General features: G+C 62.6%; 13 protein-coding genes. 7 read left to right on the top strand and 6 right to left on the bottom strand.

From position 1 onward, the window contains the following. The first annotated feature begins 282 nt into the window (after positions 1-282). From M4J40_RS16585 to M4J40_RS16565, 5 genes are all read left to right on the top strand, one after another. Positions 283-789, top strand: a complete 507-nt coding sequence (locus M4J40_RS16585; protein ID WP_251755497.1) for a ferritin-like domain-containing protein — start codon at positions 283-285, stop codon at positions 787-789. Between the two features lie 349 nt (positions 790-1,138). Beyond that, positions 1,139-2,581 carry a bifunctional diguanylate cyclase/phosphodiesterase gene (locus tag M4J40_RS16580; protein ID WP_251755496.1) on the top strand — a complete coding sequence of 481 codons (1,443 nt, stop codon included), beginning with the start codon at positions 1,139-1,141 and terminating at the stop codon, positions 2,579-2,581. A gap of 139 nt (positions 2,582-2,720) precedes the next feature. Further along, a complete protein-coding gene (locus M4J40_RS16575) occupies positions 2,721-3,332 on the top strand; it encodes a glutathione S-transferase (protein ID WP_251755495.1) in 612 nt (203 codons plus the stop codon). Between the two features lie 117 nt (positions 3,333-3,449). Beyond that, complete coding sequence (locus M4J40_RS16570; RefSeq protein ID WP_251755494.1) at positions 3,450-4,319, top strand: SMP-30/gluconolactonase/LRE family protein; 870 nt, start codon at positions 3,450-3,452, stop codon at positions 4,317-4,319. 30 nt (positions 4,320-4,349) lie between these two features. After that, positions 4,350-6,116, top strand: coding sequence for an IlvD/Edd family dehydratase (locus M4J40_RS16565; protein WP_251755493.1), 1,767 nt, complete (start codon positions 4,350-4,352; stop codon positions 6,114-6,116). Positions 6,117-6,131: 15 nt separating this feature from the next. Here the strand turns inward: M4J40_RS16565 and M4J40_RS16560 are convergent, their stop codons facing one another. Then, positions 6,132-6,848 carry a FadR/GntR family transcriptional regulator gene (locus M4J40_RS16560; protein WP_251755492.1) on the bottom strand — a complete coding sequence of 239 codons (717 nt, stop codon included), beginning with the start codon at positions 6,846-6,848 and terminating at the stop codon, positions 6,132-6,134. Positions 6,849-7,054: 206 nt separating this feature from the next. On the opposite strand from M4J40_RS16560, the gene M4J40_RS16555 reads away from it, so the two are divergent. Beyond that, a complete protein-coding gene (locus M4J40_RS16555) occupies positions 7,055-8,017 on the top strand; it encodes an aldose epimerase family protein (RefSeq protein WP_251755491.1) in 963 nt (320 codons plus the stop codon). Positions 8,018-8,180: 163 nt separating this feature from the next. Here M4J40_RS16555 and M4J40_RS16550 read toward each other — a convergent pair whose 3' ends face one another. From M4J40_RS16550 to chvE, 4 genes are all read right to left on the bottom strand, one after another. Continuing rightward, complete coding sequence (locus M4J40_RS16550; protein ID WP_251755490.1) at positions 8,181-8,717, bottom strand: YceI family protein; 537 nt, start codon at positions 8,715-8,717, stop codon at positions 8,181-8,183. A gap of 173 nt (positions 8,718-8,890) precedes the next feature. Continuing rightward, positions 8,891-10,102 carry a multiple monosaccharide ABC transporter permease gene (mmsB, locus tag M4J40_RS16545; RefSeq protein WP_251755489.1) on the bottom strand — a complete coding sequence of 404 codons (1,212 nt, stop codon included), beginning with the start codon at positions 10,100-10,102 and terminating at the stop codon, positions 8,891-8,893. Continuing rightward, on the bottom strand, positions 10,102-11,616 hold the full coding sequence (gene mmsA / locus M4J40_RS16540; protein ID WP_251755626.1) for a multiple monosaccharide ABC transporter ATP-binding protein: 1,515 nt from the start codon (positions 11,614-11,616) through the stop codon (positions 10,102-10,104). The genes mmsB and mmsA overlap by 1 nt, the downstream gene beginning before the upstream one ends. A 192-nt stretch (positions 11,617-11,808) precedes the next feature. Then, complete coding sequence (chvE, locus tag M4J40_RS16535; RefSeq protein WP_371875422.1) at positions 11,809-12,870, bottom strand: multiple monosaccharide ABC transporter substrate-binding protein; 1,062 nt, start codon at positions 12,868-12,870, stop codon at positions 11,809-11,811. A 447-nt stretch (positions 12,871-13,317) separates the two neighbouring features. Between chvE and M4J40_RS16530 the strand changes: the two genes are divergently transcribed. Further along, a complete protein-coding gene (locus tag M4J40_RS16530) occupies positions 13,318-13,614 on the top strand; it encodes a hypothetical protein (RefSeq protein ID WP_251755488.1) in 297 nt (98 codons plus the stop codon). A 693-nt stretch (positions 13,615-14,307) separates the two neighbouring features. Here the strand turns inward: M4J40_RS16530 and glmU are convergent. Continuing rightward, positions 14,308-15,675 carry a bifunctional UDP-N-acetylglucosamine diphosphorylase/glucosamine-1-phosphate N-acetyltransferase GlmU gene (glmU, locus tag M4J40_RS16525; RefSeq protein ID WP_251755487.1) on the bottom strand — a complete coding sequence of 456 codons (1,368 nt, stop codon included), beginning with the start codon at positions 15,673-15,675 and terminating at the stop codon, positions 14,308-14,310. Positions 15,676-15,878: the final 203 nt, after the last annotated feature.

The following is a 15,878-nucleotide window of genomic DNA, read 5'->3' as shown; positions in this document are numbered from 1 at the left end:
ACCGAGCGCCCGCCGATGCCGCCGGATGCTGCGTGGCCGTGAGCGAGGAAACCAAGCCGCGTCGACGGTATGAGACGACTTCGAATTCGAACTCGGGATGGAACTTCCATGATGGTTGTCGGTTGGATTCATCGCGTTCCGTGAGGACGCGTCGAAACCGCCGTTTGCGAGCGGCGAGCCACAGCGGCTTGGTCAGTCGCCCGCCGCGGGAAGACGCCAACCAGCTTTTCTTCAAGGCGAGTGACGGACACACGCGTCGCCACATCCAGGAGGGTAAGCCCCATGGACGATATCCGCGAACACTATCTGGCCTGGCTTCGTGACGCCCATGCCATGGAAGAACAGTCCCTCTCGATGATGCGTGGCATGCTGTCGCGCCTGGAGGGCTATCCTGTTCTTTGTGCGCGGATGGAAAAGCACATGGCCGAGACGGAGCGTCAGGTCGGGGCTCTGCGAAAGCTGCTCGAAGGGCGCGACAGCGGCGCCTCCGTGGTGAAGGACACGCTTGGCAAGGCCACGGCCCTCGGGCAGGTCTTCAGCGGCATGTTTGCCGACGACGAGGTGATCAAGGGCGTCATGGCGGGATATACGTTCGAGCAGATGGAAGTCGCTGCCTACAAGGTGTTGATCTCGACGGCCGCCGTTCTCGAGGACACCACGGCGATCCCCATTCTCGAGGAGAACCTCGCCGAAGAGCAGGATATGGCCGACTGGTTGTTCGATCACATGGACCAGACGACGCGCATTTTCCTAGCCCGCGACGAGGCCGGTCTTCCCGCTCGCCGGTGAAGCGGCTCGGGGAGGATCCATCCGGTTGCCCCTGCCGTCGCGTTCATCGCGGCGGCAAGTCATCCCGGTCCATTTCGAGATATCGCCCATGTTTAGCCGGCAATGAAATATCGTTCGTTTTTATCATTGTCATGCAAGTCACGACACTTGTTCGACTTTTGGGTAGTCTGTTCAAAATCTCGGATTGGTATTTGCGAAAAATTCATAAGAGCGCCGTAAATTTGCCTAGACATAAAGGTGAAGGATGGCGCCCGGAAAACAACTTCAAACTGCGCTGAGCGTCAGTCGGCGCGTTTCTGTGCTCGTGGGCGCGCTGGCGGCTTCGTGTCTCGCCATTGCATTGGCTTTGATGCTCGTCCGCCTGGGCACGCTGCCTGCGTCCTGGCAGCCAAGTCTGTTGGCAGGGCTCGTTTCGGAGACACTTCTTCTTCTCTTGATCGTCGCCATCGGTTTCCTGCTGATGCGCAAGAGCCTCGCCGTGATGCAGGGCGAGGAGAGGGCCGAGAACACGGCTCGGGTCGATCCCGTCACCTTGGCGTTGACGCGTGGCGATTTTCTTGACGAGCTGCGTCGACGCGTGCAGACCTCCGGTGAACGCCGGCATGCCTACGTCATGCTCGACCTCGACCATCTCAAGGCCCTGAACGACACGTTCGGCCATCCCGCCGGCGACGAGGCGCTGGCCCAGCTGGTCCGCATCTGCCGCGAGGAACTGCCTGGCGCCATCGTCGGGCGGCTTGGCGGCGACGAGTTCGCGTTGCTTCTGACCGATTGCTCCTCGCGCGGCGAGGTGGTCCAGTCCGTCAAGGCCTTGCTCGACCGGTTGCGACAGCCGGTGCAGATCAACGGTCGTACCATGCGCCTGTCGGCGACGGCCGGCGTCGCCATGGCTCCCGACGACACCCACATTGCGCTAGAACTGGTCAATCTAGCCGACCTTGCCCTGTACAAGGCCAAGCAGGCCCGGGGAACGGTTCTCTCGTATAACGCCCGCATGCTGGTCGACGACCGCTATACCCGGCTGCTGACACGCGAACTGCGCGCCGCCATCTATCTCAACCAGCTGGATATGCACTATCAGCCGATCATCGCCGACGATGGCGAGGAACAGACCGCGTTCGAAGCCCTCATTCGTTGGCACCACCCGCTCCGTGGCACCATTCCGCCGGCGGAGTTCATATCCGTTGCCGAGCAGTCGACGCTGATCGAAGAGGTCGGCGAGTGGGTGATCCGCCGCGTCATCCGCGACGCTGTCCGCTATGGTCAGTATCAGTTCGGAATCAACGTTTCCGCCGTCCAGCTGAAGCAGTCCGGCTTCGCCGCTTTCGTTGTCGGCGAACTCGCGGCGGCGGGTTTGCCGGCCAGCCGTCTCGTCCTCGAAATCACCGAAACCGTGTTTCTAGACTTCGGCTCGGTCGAGAGGGCGAACCTCGAAGGCCTGAGGGCGGCTGGCGTGATGATCGTTCTTGACGATTTCGGCTCGGGTTTCGCTTCGCTTCAGTATTTGAGGAAGTTCCACTTCGACTGTCTGAAGATCGACAAGAGCTACGTTCACGCCGCCGGGTCGAGCGATGTGGACATGGCGTTCGTCACGACGATCACCGAACTGGCACGCGCCCTTGGAACACGCGTTCTCGCCGAGGGCGTCGAGACCGAGGAGCAGTACCTCCTGATGAAGGCGGCCGGATGCCAGCGCTTCCAGGGCTACTACTTCGGCCGGCCGGCGTCCCTGCCGGACGTGGTCGCCTCACCGGCCTCGCTGGCGAGGGAGCGGCGCGCCGTCGGAAGCTGAACCGGCAGAACACGGCGCCTTCATCCGAGACGAGCCGAGGCGATCGGCTGCGAGCCCCATTTCGCTCCACCCAGCTTTGGGCTTACGCTAGCAGCCGTTCTCGCGCAGAACGCATTTCTGCTTCACTCGGAGGTTTGCCGTGCGTCTCATTGGCATGCTCGATTCGCCCTACGTTCGCCGCACCGCGTTGACGCTTGCCGCTCTCGACATCCCCTTTGTCCATGAGCCGCTTTCCGTCTTTCGCCACTATGATGCCTTTGCCGCCATCAATCCGGTGGTCAAGGCGCCCACGGCGGTCACCGACGACGGCGTCGTGTTGCTCGATTCCACCCTGATCATCGACTATGCCCTGAAGGCGCTGGCCGGAGGCAGGTCGCTCGGGCCGATCGACCCAAGGCTCGCCGTTTTCGATGTTCGTCTGACCGGGCTTGGCCTTGCGGCCTGTGAAAAGGCGGTTCAGATCGTCTACGAACGGCAGCTTCGTCCAGCCGAGAAGCTGCACCAGCCCTGGATGGATCGCGTCACGGGCCAGCTCAGGGCGGCCCTCTCGGCGATCGAGGCCGACATCGACGGCGCCGGATGGCTGTTGGGGCCACCGCCGAGCGAGGCGGGCGTCACGCTGGTCGTAGCGGGAACCTTCATCTCCGCCCTGATTCCGGATGTGGTGTCGCTGGCCGACTATCCCCGTCTTGCCGCGCTTACGGCCGCCGCCGAGAGGACCGAGCTCTTCCGGGCATGGCCGCACGAGTAGATGCGGTAATCGATCAATTAGTATGACTTATAGCCACTCCGGCTGGCAAAGCCGGAGTGGGAAAGCTACTGTCGTGTTCGGTGAGAGGCGAAAGGCGCCCGCCGACGAGGAGGGTGCATGCCAACGGTTTCCGTCTTGTCCAATCACGCGTGCCATCTTGGCGAAGGGCCGAGCTGGCACCCAGGGCGAGCCAAGGCGTTCTGGTTCGATATTCTCGACCGGAAGCTCTTGGAAATGGGGCTCGATGATGCCGCTCCCAGGATTCATGATCTCCCGTTCCATGCGACCGTCGCCGCTCGCGTCGACGACGATCGGCATCTCATCGCCAGCGACGCCGGCTTGCACCTCCGGTCGATCGACGGCGGCGCGTTGACCGAGCTGCGCCCCTTCTGGGACGAGCGTCCGGGTACTCGTAGCAACGATGGAGCCGTACATCCGGCCGGTGCGCTCTGGATTTCCACCATGGGCTGGCGCTTCGAGCCGGGTTTCGGACGCATCTGGTGGTATCGTGCTGGCGAGCTAAAGCCGATTATCGACGGACTGACCATTCCGAACGCGATCGCCTTTTCTCCGGACGGACGCACCGCCTATTTTTCGGATACGACCGAGCACGTCATTTACCGGATTCCAACCGATCCGGAGAGCGGCAGACCCACGGGCGATCGGCAGGTCTTCAGCCGCGTCAGCGGCGGTGGCCCCGACGGCGCCACGGTGGACGCCAACGGTCTGCTCTGGAACGCCCGCTGGGGCGGGCACGCTGTCGACGCCTATGATCCCGACGGCCATCGCGTCGAGAGCATCGCCCTGCCGGCCCGGCAGGTCAGCTGCCCCGCCTTCGCCGGCCCCAAGCTCGACCGCCTTCTCGTGACGTCGGCCTTCGAAGGCTACGACGCGGACAGGCGCGCCGCCGAGCCGGAGGCCGGTCTGACCTACCTTGTCGATGGTCCGTTCCGTGGGGTGCCCCCTCCGGCCGTTCTCATTGGCTGATTGTCGCATCTGTATAGAGGAGAACGACCGATGTCGCGTCCCCGCCGCCACAAGCTCTGGTTCGATAATCCCGATAACCCCTCGATGACGGCGCTCTATCTCGAGCGCTATCTCAACTATGGCCTGACCGTCGAGGAACTGCGCTCGGACCGGCCGATCATCGGCATCGCCCAGACCGGCTCCGATCTGTCGCCCTGCAACCGCGTTCATTTGCGTCTGGCCGAGAGGGTTCGTGAGGGTATCAGGGCTGCTGGCGGCATCGCCTTCGAGTTTCCTGTGCACCCGATCCAGGAAACCGGCCGGCGGCCGACGGCGGCGCTCGATCGCAATCTCGCCTATCTCGGCCTCGTCGAGATCCTGCACGGCTACCCGCTCGACGGCGTGGTGCTCACCACCGGTTGCGACAAGACGACCCCGGCGCAGATCATGGCGGCGGCCACCGTCGACCTGCCCGCCATCGTGCTCAGCGGCGGGCCGATGCTCGATGGTTGGTACGAGGGCAAGCTGGCCGGCTCCGGCACCATCATCTGGGAGAAGCGGCTGAAACTTGCCACGGGCGAGATCGACTACGAACAGTTCATCGAGGCGGCGGCGGCCTCGGCGCCGTCCGATGGTTATTGCAACACCATGGGCACCGCCTCCACCATGAACTGCCTGGCTGAAGCGCTCGGCATGTGCCTGCCCGGCAACGCCAGTATTCCCGCGCCTTATCGCGAGCGCGGGCAGATGGCCTATCGAACCGGCGAGCGTATCGTCGCCATGGTCGAGGAGGATCTCAGGCCCTCGAAGATCCTGACCCGGCAGGCGATCGAGAACGCCATCGTCGTCAACTCGGCGATCGGCGGCTCGACCAATGCCCAGCCGCATATCGTGGCCATTGCCCGTCACGCCGGTGTGTCGATCGAGCCGATGGACTGGCAGACAGTCGGCTACGACGTGCCGTTGATGGTCAACATGCAGCCGGCCGGTAGCTATCTGTCCGAGGGCTTCCACAGGGCGGGCGGCCTGCCCGTGGTGATGAAGGCACTTCTCGACAATGGTCGCCTTCATGGCGATGCCCTGACCGTTTCCGGTCGCTCCCTGGCGGAGAACCTGGCGTCATTTCCGCCACCCGATGGCGAGGTCATCAAGCCCTATGACGCCCCGATGAAGGACAAGGCTGGCTTCATCGTCCTGAAGGGCAACCTGTTCGACGCCGCCATCATGAAGACGTCGGTGATCTCGGACGAGTTCCGCACGCGCTATCTGTCGCGTCCGGGGGAGGAGAATGTCTTCGAGGGGCCGGTCGTGGTCTTCGATGGCTCTGAAGACTACCATCATCGCATCGAGGACCCGGCGCTCGGCATCACGGAGGAGACCATCTTGGTCATCCGCTATGCCGGCCCGGTCGGCTGGCCCGGCTCGGCCGAGGTGGTCAACATGCAGCCTCCCGCCGCCCTGATCGAACGCGGCATCGGCGCCTTGCCATGTATGGGAGACGGCAGGCAGTCCGGCACGTCCGGCTCTCCCTCCATTCTCAACGCCTCGCCCGAGGCCGCAGTTGGCGGTGGGTTCGGCCTGCTCAGGACCGGTGACCGCGTTCGCATCGACCTCAACCGTGGCACCGCCGACGCACTGGTCGATGCCGAGGAATGGGAGCAGAGGCGCGCCATGTTCCAGCCAGTCTATCCGGCCAGCCAGACGCCCTGGCAGGAGCTCTATCGCTCGACGGTCGGCCAGCTCGCCGACGGCGCCGTCATGGAAATGGCGGTCAAGTACCAGAGGGTCGCCGAAACCGATCCGCGCGACAGCCATTGAGCCTGGCCGCGGCCGTCAGCGTCTGGCGGCCGCCGCCACGCGCGCCGCGCCGGAGCGGATCGTCTCGACGATGGCCATCGCCGCGGCCTCGCTGTCGCCATCCCCGATCGCCGTCACGACACGCCGGTGCGCGGCGCAGGAGGCAACCTTCGCAGCAGGGTCGTTCACCGGCGTGGTGATGGCGAATGTAGCGGCCAACGCTACCTCGATCAGGGCCGACGCCGTGCGGAAAAACGGATTGCCGCTGATGCGGGCGACGGTGAGGTGAAAATCGAGGTCGGCGGCCGCGAAAAACTCCGGCGTGGCGTCGGGCGCTTCCATCCGGTCGACGATGGCATTGAGCGTGGCGACGTCCGTTTCGCTCCGTCTTTGGGCCGCGAGCGAGGCGGCCACGGGCTCGAGGGCCAGCCGAACATCGGAAAGATGGGCGAGCAGCTCTAGGCCGATGCCGCAGTCGAGGTGCCAGCGCAGCATGTCCGGGTCGAACAGGTTCCAGTTCGTTCGCTCGACGACACGCGTACCGACCCGCGTCTTGGGCTGGATCAGGCCTTTGGCGGCCATGGTTTTCAGCGATTCCCGCAAAACCGTCCGCGACACGCCGAAGCGTGACATCAACTCGGCGTCGGATGGCAACAAGCTGCCTTCCGGCCGGCGACCGCTAACAATCTCGTGCGCCAGTTCGCGCACGATCTCATCCTGTCGCGAGCGCTTTTGAGCCGTCCGTCGTGTCATGAATCTCCCCACAAACCGCCCGGCGCGCCCCCCGAATCACGCCGCTGCGGCCGAAAGCGGGAAGCTGGTGCGACTATGCCACAACCTTAGGGACTTGGGAGCAAGCCGAAAGGCCAAGGTCGAAAAAACCTTTTGTTTTTCGCGAACTTGAGCGACATTGACAGATATCTGAGAGGACCGCTCCAAAAGAGCGCGGGGAGACAGACATGACACATCCGGTTGAAGACTTCATCACGCTTGACGGCGACAATGGCCTCAAGGCCGTTTTCAGTCCGGCCGGCGCGCAGCTTGTGGCGCTTTACGTTCCGACGAGCTCGGGCGGGCCGGTCCAGACGGTGATCGGGTCGCCCGGTCGCCTCAACGCTCCCGATGGCGACGGTTGGGCCGGCACCATCTGCGGTCGCTTTGCCAACCGCATCGCCGGTGCAAGCTTCACGCTCGACGGCGTCACCTACAGTTTGCCGGCCAACGAGGGCTCCAAGCAGCTGCATGGCGGAGCCGACGGATTCGGTCACCTGAACTGGGAGGTCGACAAGGCCGGCGGTGAAGTGGTGTTCCGGTTGGATTCACCTGATGGAGACATGGGCTTCCCCGGCGCGCTGGCCGTCAAGGCAGCCTACGGCCTCAAGGGGCAGACGCTCTATCTGGACATGACCGCCACCACGACCAAGCCAACCGTGGTCAACCTCACCAATCACGTCTACTGGAACTTGCTCGGCAAGGGCGACACCCTCGGTCATTTGATGCAGATCCCGGCGAGCAAGTACACACCGGTCGACGCCGATCTCATTCCCCTGGGGCCGCTGGCCGATGTGGTCGGGACGCGTTTCGACTTCCGCGAGAAGCGTCCGATTGCCGGCCCCTACGACCAGAACTTCGTGCTCGATGCCGGCCGTGGCGAGTTGCATCTCGGCGCGCGCGCGATTGAACCGGTTACCGGCCGTACGCTCGAGGTCTGGACGACTGAGCCAGCCATGCAGCTCTATACGGGCGAACACTTCACGCCGGCGATCAAGGCGCCGTTCTCCGAGCTGCTGAAGAACGCCGGCTTCGCGCTTGAGCCGCAGACCTTCCCAAATGCGCCGAACGAGCCGAGCTATCCGAGTGCCGTGCTACGCCCGGGCGAGACCTATCATCATCGCATCGAGTGGCGCTTCTCGGGCTTCTGAGCTTCGTTGCCTCTATGACAAGGAAGGCCGCGTCCTTGCGAGGATGCGGCCTTTTTGCGTCAGCGGAGAGCGACGGTGTCCCGTCAGCCGGCGGGGTGCTGGCGACGACCTTGGATGGCGAGGTCGAACACTACGTCGTCCGAGTAGAGCGGTCTGCCGACGCTCATCCCGAAGGCGACCGGGCGACGCGACCGACGACATGAAACTCCGGCCGTTTGTCGCTGCTGCCGGTCAGCGTCACTGTGAAATGCTCGGCCAGCGTCTGCCCCTTCAGCGTCAGAAGGCCATCCACATCTGCGGTGGTCTCCGATGTCCGGCGCACGGCAGTCGAAGCGAAGTGGATGTCCGGATTGTCAGCCGCATCGAACACCACGGATGAGCGGAGTAAGCTGTCGAGCGGCGCGACGCCGGTGGCAACCGAGTCCGAGGCGACGGAAAAGGTCACCGACGATCGTTCGACATGCGCCGGGTCGAGGTTGAAGCTTCCGGAGAACCTGTGAAAGCTGCCGTGCACGGTTGGTACGAGAGTGCCTGAAATCGAGAAGGTGACGCTCGACTGATCGCCGATGGCGTAGCGGCCGGCTAGGTTCGAGAAACTCGCGGCATCAGCCGGCGCGATGCCGAGCAAGAGGGGCAGGACGAGGATAGTCAGATGCCTTAGGAGGCGGATTGGGATGTGATCGGGCAGGACGTGTCGCATCGGTTTGGCTCCGGGGCGGCATGCCCCAGCCTCAACAACACATCGCGACGGCGTTTATTCCCTTCGTGTCGAGACACTCCGTCAGGTCCCCGAGCGAGCCGATTTGTCCAGTAACGAAAAAAGCCGAGGCCCGGAGAGGCCTCGGCTCATAAAGCATGCGGCAGATGAAGCGCTTAGCTCTTCTGCTTGTTGTAGAGGTCGAACACCACGGCGGCGAGCAGCACCAAGCCCTTGACCATCTGCTGGAAGTCGATGCCGAGACCCATGATCGACATGCCGTTGTTGAGCACGCCCATGATGAAGGCGCCGACCACCGCGCCGGTGATCTTGCCGACGCCGCCCGTCGTCGAGGCGCCGCCGATGAAGCAGGCCGCGATGACGTCGAGCTCGAAGCCGTTACCGGCCTTCGGGGTCGAGGAGTTGAGGCGCGCGGCGACGATCAGGCCGGCAAAGCCCGCGAGAACGCCCATGTTGATAAAGGTGTAGAAGCTGAGGCGATCGGTATTGATGCCGGAGAGCCTCGTCGCCTTCTCATTGCCACCGAGTGCGTAGATGCGGCGACCGATGGTCGTGCGGGTGGTGACGAAGGTGTAGAAGGCGATCAGGACGCCCATGATCACGAGGATGTTCGGGAAGCCCTTGTAGGTGGAGAGCTGGTAGCCGAGGAAGACCATGACGGCGACGAGCACGGCATTCTGCGTGACGAAAAAGGCGAAGGGCTCGACCTCGATGCCATGGGACTCGTTGAGCTTGCGGCTGCGCCAGGACAGGTAGACCAGCAGAGCAGGAATGGCGAGGGTCAGGAGAATCGAGGTCGAGTGCAGGCTGCCGAGCAGCGGCAGTTCCGGCAGGGAAACCAGGTCGGGCAGGAAGCCGGTGGAAAGCTTCTGGAACTCGGCCGGGAACGGGCCGATGTTCATGCCTCCCAGGAGCCACAGCGTCATGCCGCGGAACACCAGCATGCCGGCCAGCGTCACGATGAACGCCGGAATGTGATGATAGGCGATCCAGTAACCCTGTGCCGCGCCGATGACGCCGCCGAGGATGAGACAGACGAGCGACGTCGTCCATGGGTCGATCTTGTAGTTCACCATCATGACGGCTGCCACGGCGCCGATGATGGCGACGATCGAACCGACGGAGAGGTCGATGTGGCCGGCGACGATGACCAGCAGCATGCCCAACGCCATGATGACGACGAACGAGTTCTGCAGCACCAGGTTGGTCAGGTTGACGGGACGGAACAGCACACCGCCGGTGATGATCTGGAAGAAGATCATGATCACCACGAGTGCGATCAGAATGCCGTACTCGCGCATGTTCTGCCGGAGGAAGACGGCAAGCGACGGAGCAGCCGTCTGGGTGGCTTCGTTGGGCGTATTCATCAAACCTTCTCCCCCGAGCGCATGATGGCGCCCATGATGTTTTCCTGGCTGGCCTCGGCAACGGGCATTTCGGCCACGATCGCGCCTTCGTTCATGACGTAGATGCGGTCGCAGGTGCCGAGTAGTTCCGGCATTTCCGAGGAGATGAAGATGACCGCCTTGCCGGCGGCGACGAGATCGTTGACGATCGAGTAGATTTCATACTTGGCACCGACGTCGATGCCGCGTGTCGGCTCGTCGAGGATGAGTACGTCCGGATTGGCGAACAGCCACTTGGCCAGAACGACCTTCTGCTGGTTGCCGCCCGAGAGATTGACGACGTCCTGATAGATGCTGGGCGTGCGGATACGCAGCCTGTCGCGATACTCGTTGGCCGCCTTGCGCTCGGTATACTCGTCGATGACAAAGTTTCTCGAAATGCCCTTGTGGTTGGCCAGCGTGTTGTTGTGCATCACGTTGTTGATCAGGACGAGGCCGAGCTGCTTACGGTCCTCGGTGACGTAGGCGAGGCCCGACTTGATCGCCCGCTCGACGGTGGACACGTCGGCCGGCTTGCCGTTGATCAGCACTTCGCCGGAGATCTTCTGCCCGTAGGAACGACCGAACACGCTCATGGCGAACTCCGTGCGGCCGGCGCCCATCAGGCCGGCGATACCCACGACTTCGCCACGCTTGACGTTGAGATTGATGCCGTTGGAGATTTTCCGATCGGAATGGATCGGATGATATGCCGTCCAGTTGCGGACCTCGAAGATGGTCTCGCCAACCTTCGACACGCGCTTGGGAAAGCGGTCGCTGAGCTCGCGGCCGACCATGCCCTGGATGATGCGGGCCTCGGAGATCTTCTCGGCATGGCAGTCGAGCGTCTCGACCGTGGCGCCATCGCGCAAGACGGTGATCTTGTCGGCGACGCGGGAGATCTCGTTGAGCTTGTGCGAGATGATGATCGAGGTGAGGCCTTGCTTCTTGAACTCGAGCAGCAGGTCGAGCAGCGCGTTGGAGTCGCTTTCGTTGAGCGAGGCGGTGGGCTCGTCGAGGATGAGCAGCTTCACCTTCTTGGATAGCGCCTTGGCAATCTCGACCAACTGCTGCTTGCCGACGCCAATGTTGGTGATCAGTGTCGAGGGGTTTTCCTTGAGGCCAACCTTGGCCAGAAGCTCGGTCGTCCGGCGGGTCGCCTCGGCCCAGTTGATGACGCCGCCCTTGGCGACTTCGTTGCCCAGGAAGATGTTCTCGGCGATCGACAGCATCGGGATCAGCGCGAGTTCCTGGTGAATGATGATGATACCTTCTTCTTCGGTATCCTTGATCGAGCCGAACTTCTTGAGTTGGCCGTTGTAGTAGATCTCTCCGTCATAGGTGCCGTAGGGGTAGACGCCGCTCAGCACCTTCATCAGCGTCGACTTGCCGGCGCCGTTCTCGCCGCAGAGCGCGTGGATTTCGCCTTCCTCTACCGAAAAGCTGACGTCGCTCAACGCCTTGACGCCCGGAAACGTCTTGGTGATGTTGCGCATCTCGAGGATCACGTTCGTGCTCACGCGAGGCTCCTTTGTCCGCCGATCTCCGATGGGCGACAGGCAGAACATTGTTGTTGTTGGTGTATTGCCGCAAGGGCACCCAAGGGGCGCACCGATCCGCGCAGCGGGCAGATTTTGAAGACCGCGCGGGGAAGTCCCCGCGCGGAAAGTTGGGACATCAGGACCTGATCAGAGGTCCGATTCCTTGTAGTAGCCGGAGTCGATGACGATCTCCTTGTAGTTGTCCTTGGTGACCAGGACCGGCTTCAGCAGGAAGGACGGAACGACCTTCACGCCGTTGTCGTAGGTCGTGGTGTCGTTGACTTCCACTTCCTTGCCCTCGAGGGCCTGCGAGACCATCTTCACGGTCTGCTTGGCGAGCTCGCGGGTGTCCTTGAAGATCGTCGAATACTGCTCGCCGGCGATGATCGCCTTGACGGACGGCAGTTCGGCGTCCTGACCGGACACGTACGGCATCGGCGTGCCTTCGGTGCCGTAGCCGACGCCCTTCAGCGACGAGATGATGCCGATCGAGATGCCGTCATAGGGCGACAGAACGGCGTCGACATGCTTGTCGGTGTAGTTGGCCGACAGGATGTTATCCATGCGAGCCTGGGCGGTGGCGCCATCCCAACGCATCGTGGCGACCTGGGCGAAGTCCGTCTGGCCCGACTGAACGACGAGCTTGCCGCTGTCGATGTAGGGCTTCAGGACGCTCATGGCGCCATTGAAGAAGAAGGTGGCGTTGTTGTCGTCGGGCGAGCCGGCGAACAGTTCGATGTTGAACGGGCCCTTGCCGTCCTTGAGGCCGAGCGGGGTCTCGAGCGACGAAGCCTGGAGAACGCCGACCTGGAAGTTGTCGAAGGTCGAGTAGTAGTCGACGTTCGGCGAGTTGCGGATCAGGCGATCGTAGGCGAACACCTTGACGCCGGCCTCGTGAGCCTTGGCGAGAATGTCGGTGAGGGTCGTGCCGTCGATCGAGGCAACAACGAGGACGTTGACGCCCTTGGTCACCATGTTCTCGATCTGGTTCAGCTGGTTCGGGATGTCGTCTTCAGCGTACTGAAGGTCGGTCTCGAAGCCGGCGGCCTGGAACTGCTCGACCATGCTGTGGCCGTCGGAGATCCAGCGCGACGAAGACTGCGTCGGCATGGCAATGCCGACTTTGCCCTTCTCGGCGGCGTAGGACGCCGTGGCCATGGCGGAAACGCCAATCACGAGCGTGGCAGCCAGAATCTTGGTAAGCTTCATTCTCTCCCCCTTCAATCCCGCGAGGGTTGGCGACCTGCCACGCCTCTTCGGGAACTCCGTGTGAGTTGGTGACCAATTTCGTCAGACGCTTGTCGCCCCTGACGTCCTCATAAAGCAGGGTGGCCCTGCCTTATTCCCTCTTGCGGCCCGGTGACGCTTGCCACCGGATCCTAGCCTCCCCATCCGCACCGGCTGACGCCGGGTGAAGGGAGGAGCCTCCTGATGCGAAGGGCAGCCGTTTGACCGCCATCGCCACGTCGCCCCGAGCGGGGCGACGAATCGTGCTCTCCGGACACGTCCGGACATGCGCATGTCAAATCCACCCGGCGGGCAGCCAGTGCCTCCCGCTTTCCCAGCGGCAGTTTCACCGAAACCACGCCGCTGTCCAGACCTCGCCGGCACCGACCATCGACTAACGCGACGCCGTGTGGCGGGAGACGAGCGATCTTGACCCGGTTGCCGACATCGAAGCCCTCGGTCTGGAACGAAGAGGAAAATCCTCCCGTCATCCTCACCCTCGAGCCATCGGTGATGACATCTTTGTCCGTGGACGAAATGCCTCGCCGCGACCGGTCTGAATATCGTCTTTCGGGAGAGGACACCGCAAATACCCTGACCGTGTCGGGCTTAAGCCGCACACCGTCGCAGGCATCGCGCTCGCAACTCCCTGTCATGCCTGATTTTTCCCCCAAATCAGCCGAGTTCTCCGGTCCTCTTCCCAGGCGCCGGATCGACTTTATGTAATAGTTTAGCCAAGCGGTTCTAGCTCTGCAAGCCCTGCTTTTATCCGTGCAATCCCTTGCATTTTTGCGGACGGGGAATACGGTGCTCATTCAAGATGCCGTAATTAAAAGAGAAAATTCGACTTTAGGAGAATTTTGAGCGGTTTCTTTCGAACTTTCAATTATAAATTCGAATATCGAACAAAATTTTTATAGGTAAAATACAAAAATTCAATTGGAAGAAGAGGTTTTCATGTTCGACAAAACCATTGAGTGTCTTGGGGCTCGCGAGTCGACCTCGGCGGCAAAAGAGCGCATGACATTTTCTCACGGAGGGTTAGCTCGGAAAGTTGCGTCAGTAAGACTGAGGCAAGCAGGATCATCCATGTTTTGATGAACGTTTCGGTCGGGCCTTCGCTACAAAAACGTTGGCAAACGGTCAAAAGAGGAAAGGCGGCGCCACGAGTTGACCCTGCCGGGCTCGGCTGCGAGGTATCCCGGCCTTGTCTTCACCTCGGTGATGAGGCTGTACTCTATCTGATTTCTCTACTGAAGATTGTCTTCCAGACGAGGCAAACGGCGCGCGTTGCGTGTCCGAGACCGATCATTCTGACATCGAAATTGGGACAAAAGGGAATGAGTCCCTCTTGCCGGGTAGACTCCGGCGGCGAAGATTGCCTACGGGAGATATCCCAAAGGGCGAAACGCCCGTCGGTCAGCCGGCAGGCTTGGCGGATGCCTTCTTGGCCGCAAGCATGGCCTTCTTCGCTGCTCCCATGCCCTCTTTCACGTCCTGGCGCGCGCGCCCGAAGGCCATGGCGTCAGGGGGCACGTCGGTCGTGATGACCGAACCGGCCGCGGTCAGCGCATTGTCCCCCACGGTGACCGGCGCGACCATGACGGTGTTCGACCCGACGAACACGTCGGCTCCGATGATCGTCTTGTGCTTGAAGAAGCCGTCGTAGTTGCAGGTGATTGTGCCGGCGCCAACGTTGGTCCGGGCGCCTATCGAGGCATCGCCGATGTAAGTGAGATGGTTGACCTTGGCGCCCCGGTCGACGCGGGCGTTCTTGATCTCGACGAAGTTGCCGACGTGAACGTTCTCCGCCAGATCGGCGCCCGGTCGCAGCCGCGCATAAGGGCCGACGATGGCTCCCCCTGCCACCTTGGCTCCCTCAAGATGGCTGAAGGCGCGAATTGTCGCACCCGACGCCACATCTACACCAGGGGCGAACACCACGTTGGGTTCCACCACCACATCGCGGCCAAGCCTGGTGTCGAAGGAGAAGAAGACCGTCTCCGGCGCCACGAGCGTCACGCCGGAAGCCATCGCCTCGGCGCGCATCCGCTGCTGGAAGATCGCCTCGGCCGCTGCGAGCTGCGCGCGGTCGTTGATCCCGACGAACTCGCTCTCGTCCTCGCCGATGACCGCTTCGGCCCTGAGGCCGCGCGCCGTCGCCACCGCGATCGCGTCGGTCAGGTAATACTCGCCCTTGGCGTTGGCATTGCCGATGGCGTCAAGCAACTCGGGCAGCAAGCCTTGCCTGAAGGCCATGATTCCCGAATTGCAGACGCGGATTGCCTTGGTCTCCGCGTCGGCATCCTTTTCCTCGACGATGGCGACCAGTCGCTCATCCTTGATGATCAGCCGACCGTATCCCGTTGGCGCGTCGGTCTCAAAGCCGAGGAGAGCGACATCCGCTCCTGCGGAGAGTCGCTCGGAAAGGGCGGAAATGGTGGCCGGTCGTACGAGGGGGGTATCGCCGAACAGTACGAGTACTGGCCCATTGTGATCGACGAGTGCTTCGCGCGCGGCCAGAGTCGCATGAGCCGTGCCGAGACGCTCTCGCTGCTCGAAGACCTCCAAGTTCGCGGCCACCTTGCCGAGATGGGCGCGCACCTTGTCGGCTCCAGCGCCGATCACCACCGCGAAACGACTGGCTCCGCCGGCCCGGGCGCTTTCCAGCACGGCATCGATGAGAGGTCGGCCGCCCACCGGGTGCAGCACTTTCGGCAGGTCGGATTTCATGCGCGTGCCTTCTCCGGCCGCGAGGATGACGGCGAGGCAGGACGTATCGATCATGGTGGGCTCCCAAACGACGGTTGCAGCATTTGGCCGACCCGGGGGGCGTCGGTCAAGCAGAAGACCGTGCCGCTCAAACAAAGTGGTGGCCGAGGGGGCTGCCGTCTCCGCCAGGTCGAAACCCTCTTGGGCTCGATCAATCCGGATCAAACGGAACGGGTGTCACTGTTGCCCGCGTGCGACAGCGGTGTTTCGTCCGGGTG

The organism is Pleomorphomonas sp. JP5, assembly GCF_023721815.1.
GTDB lineage: Bacteria > Pseudomonadota > Alphaproteobacteria > Rhizobiales > Pleomorphomonadaceae > Pleomorphomonas.
The sequence above is the reverse complement of the archived record's forward strand: the minus strand, read 5'-3'. Positions and strand labels throughout refer to the sequence as shown.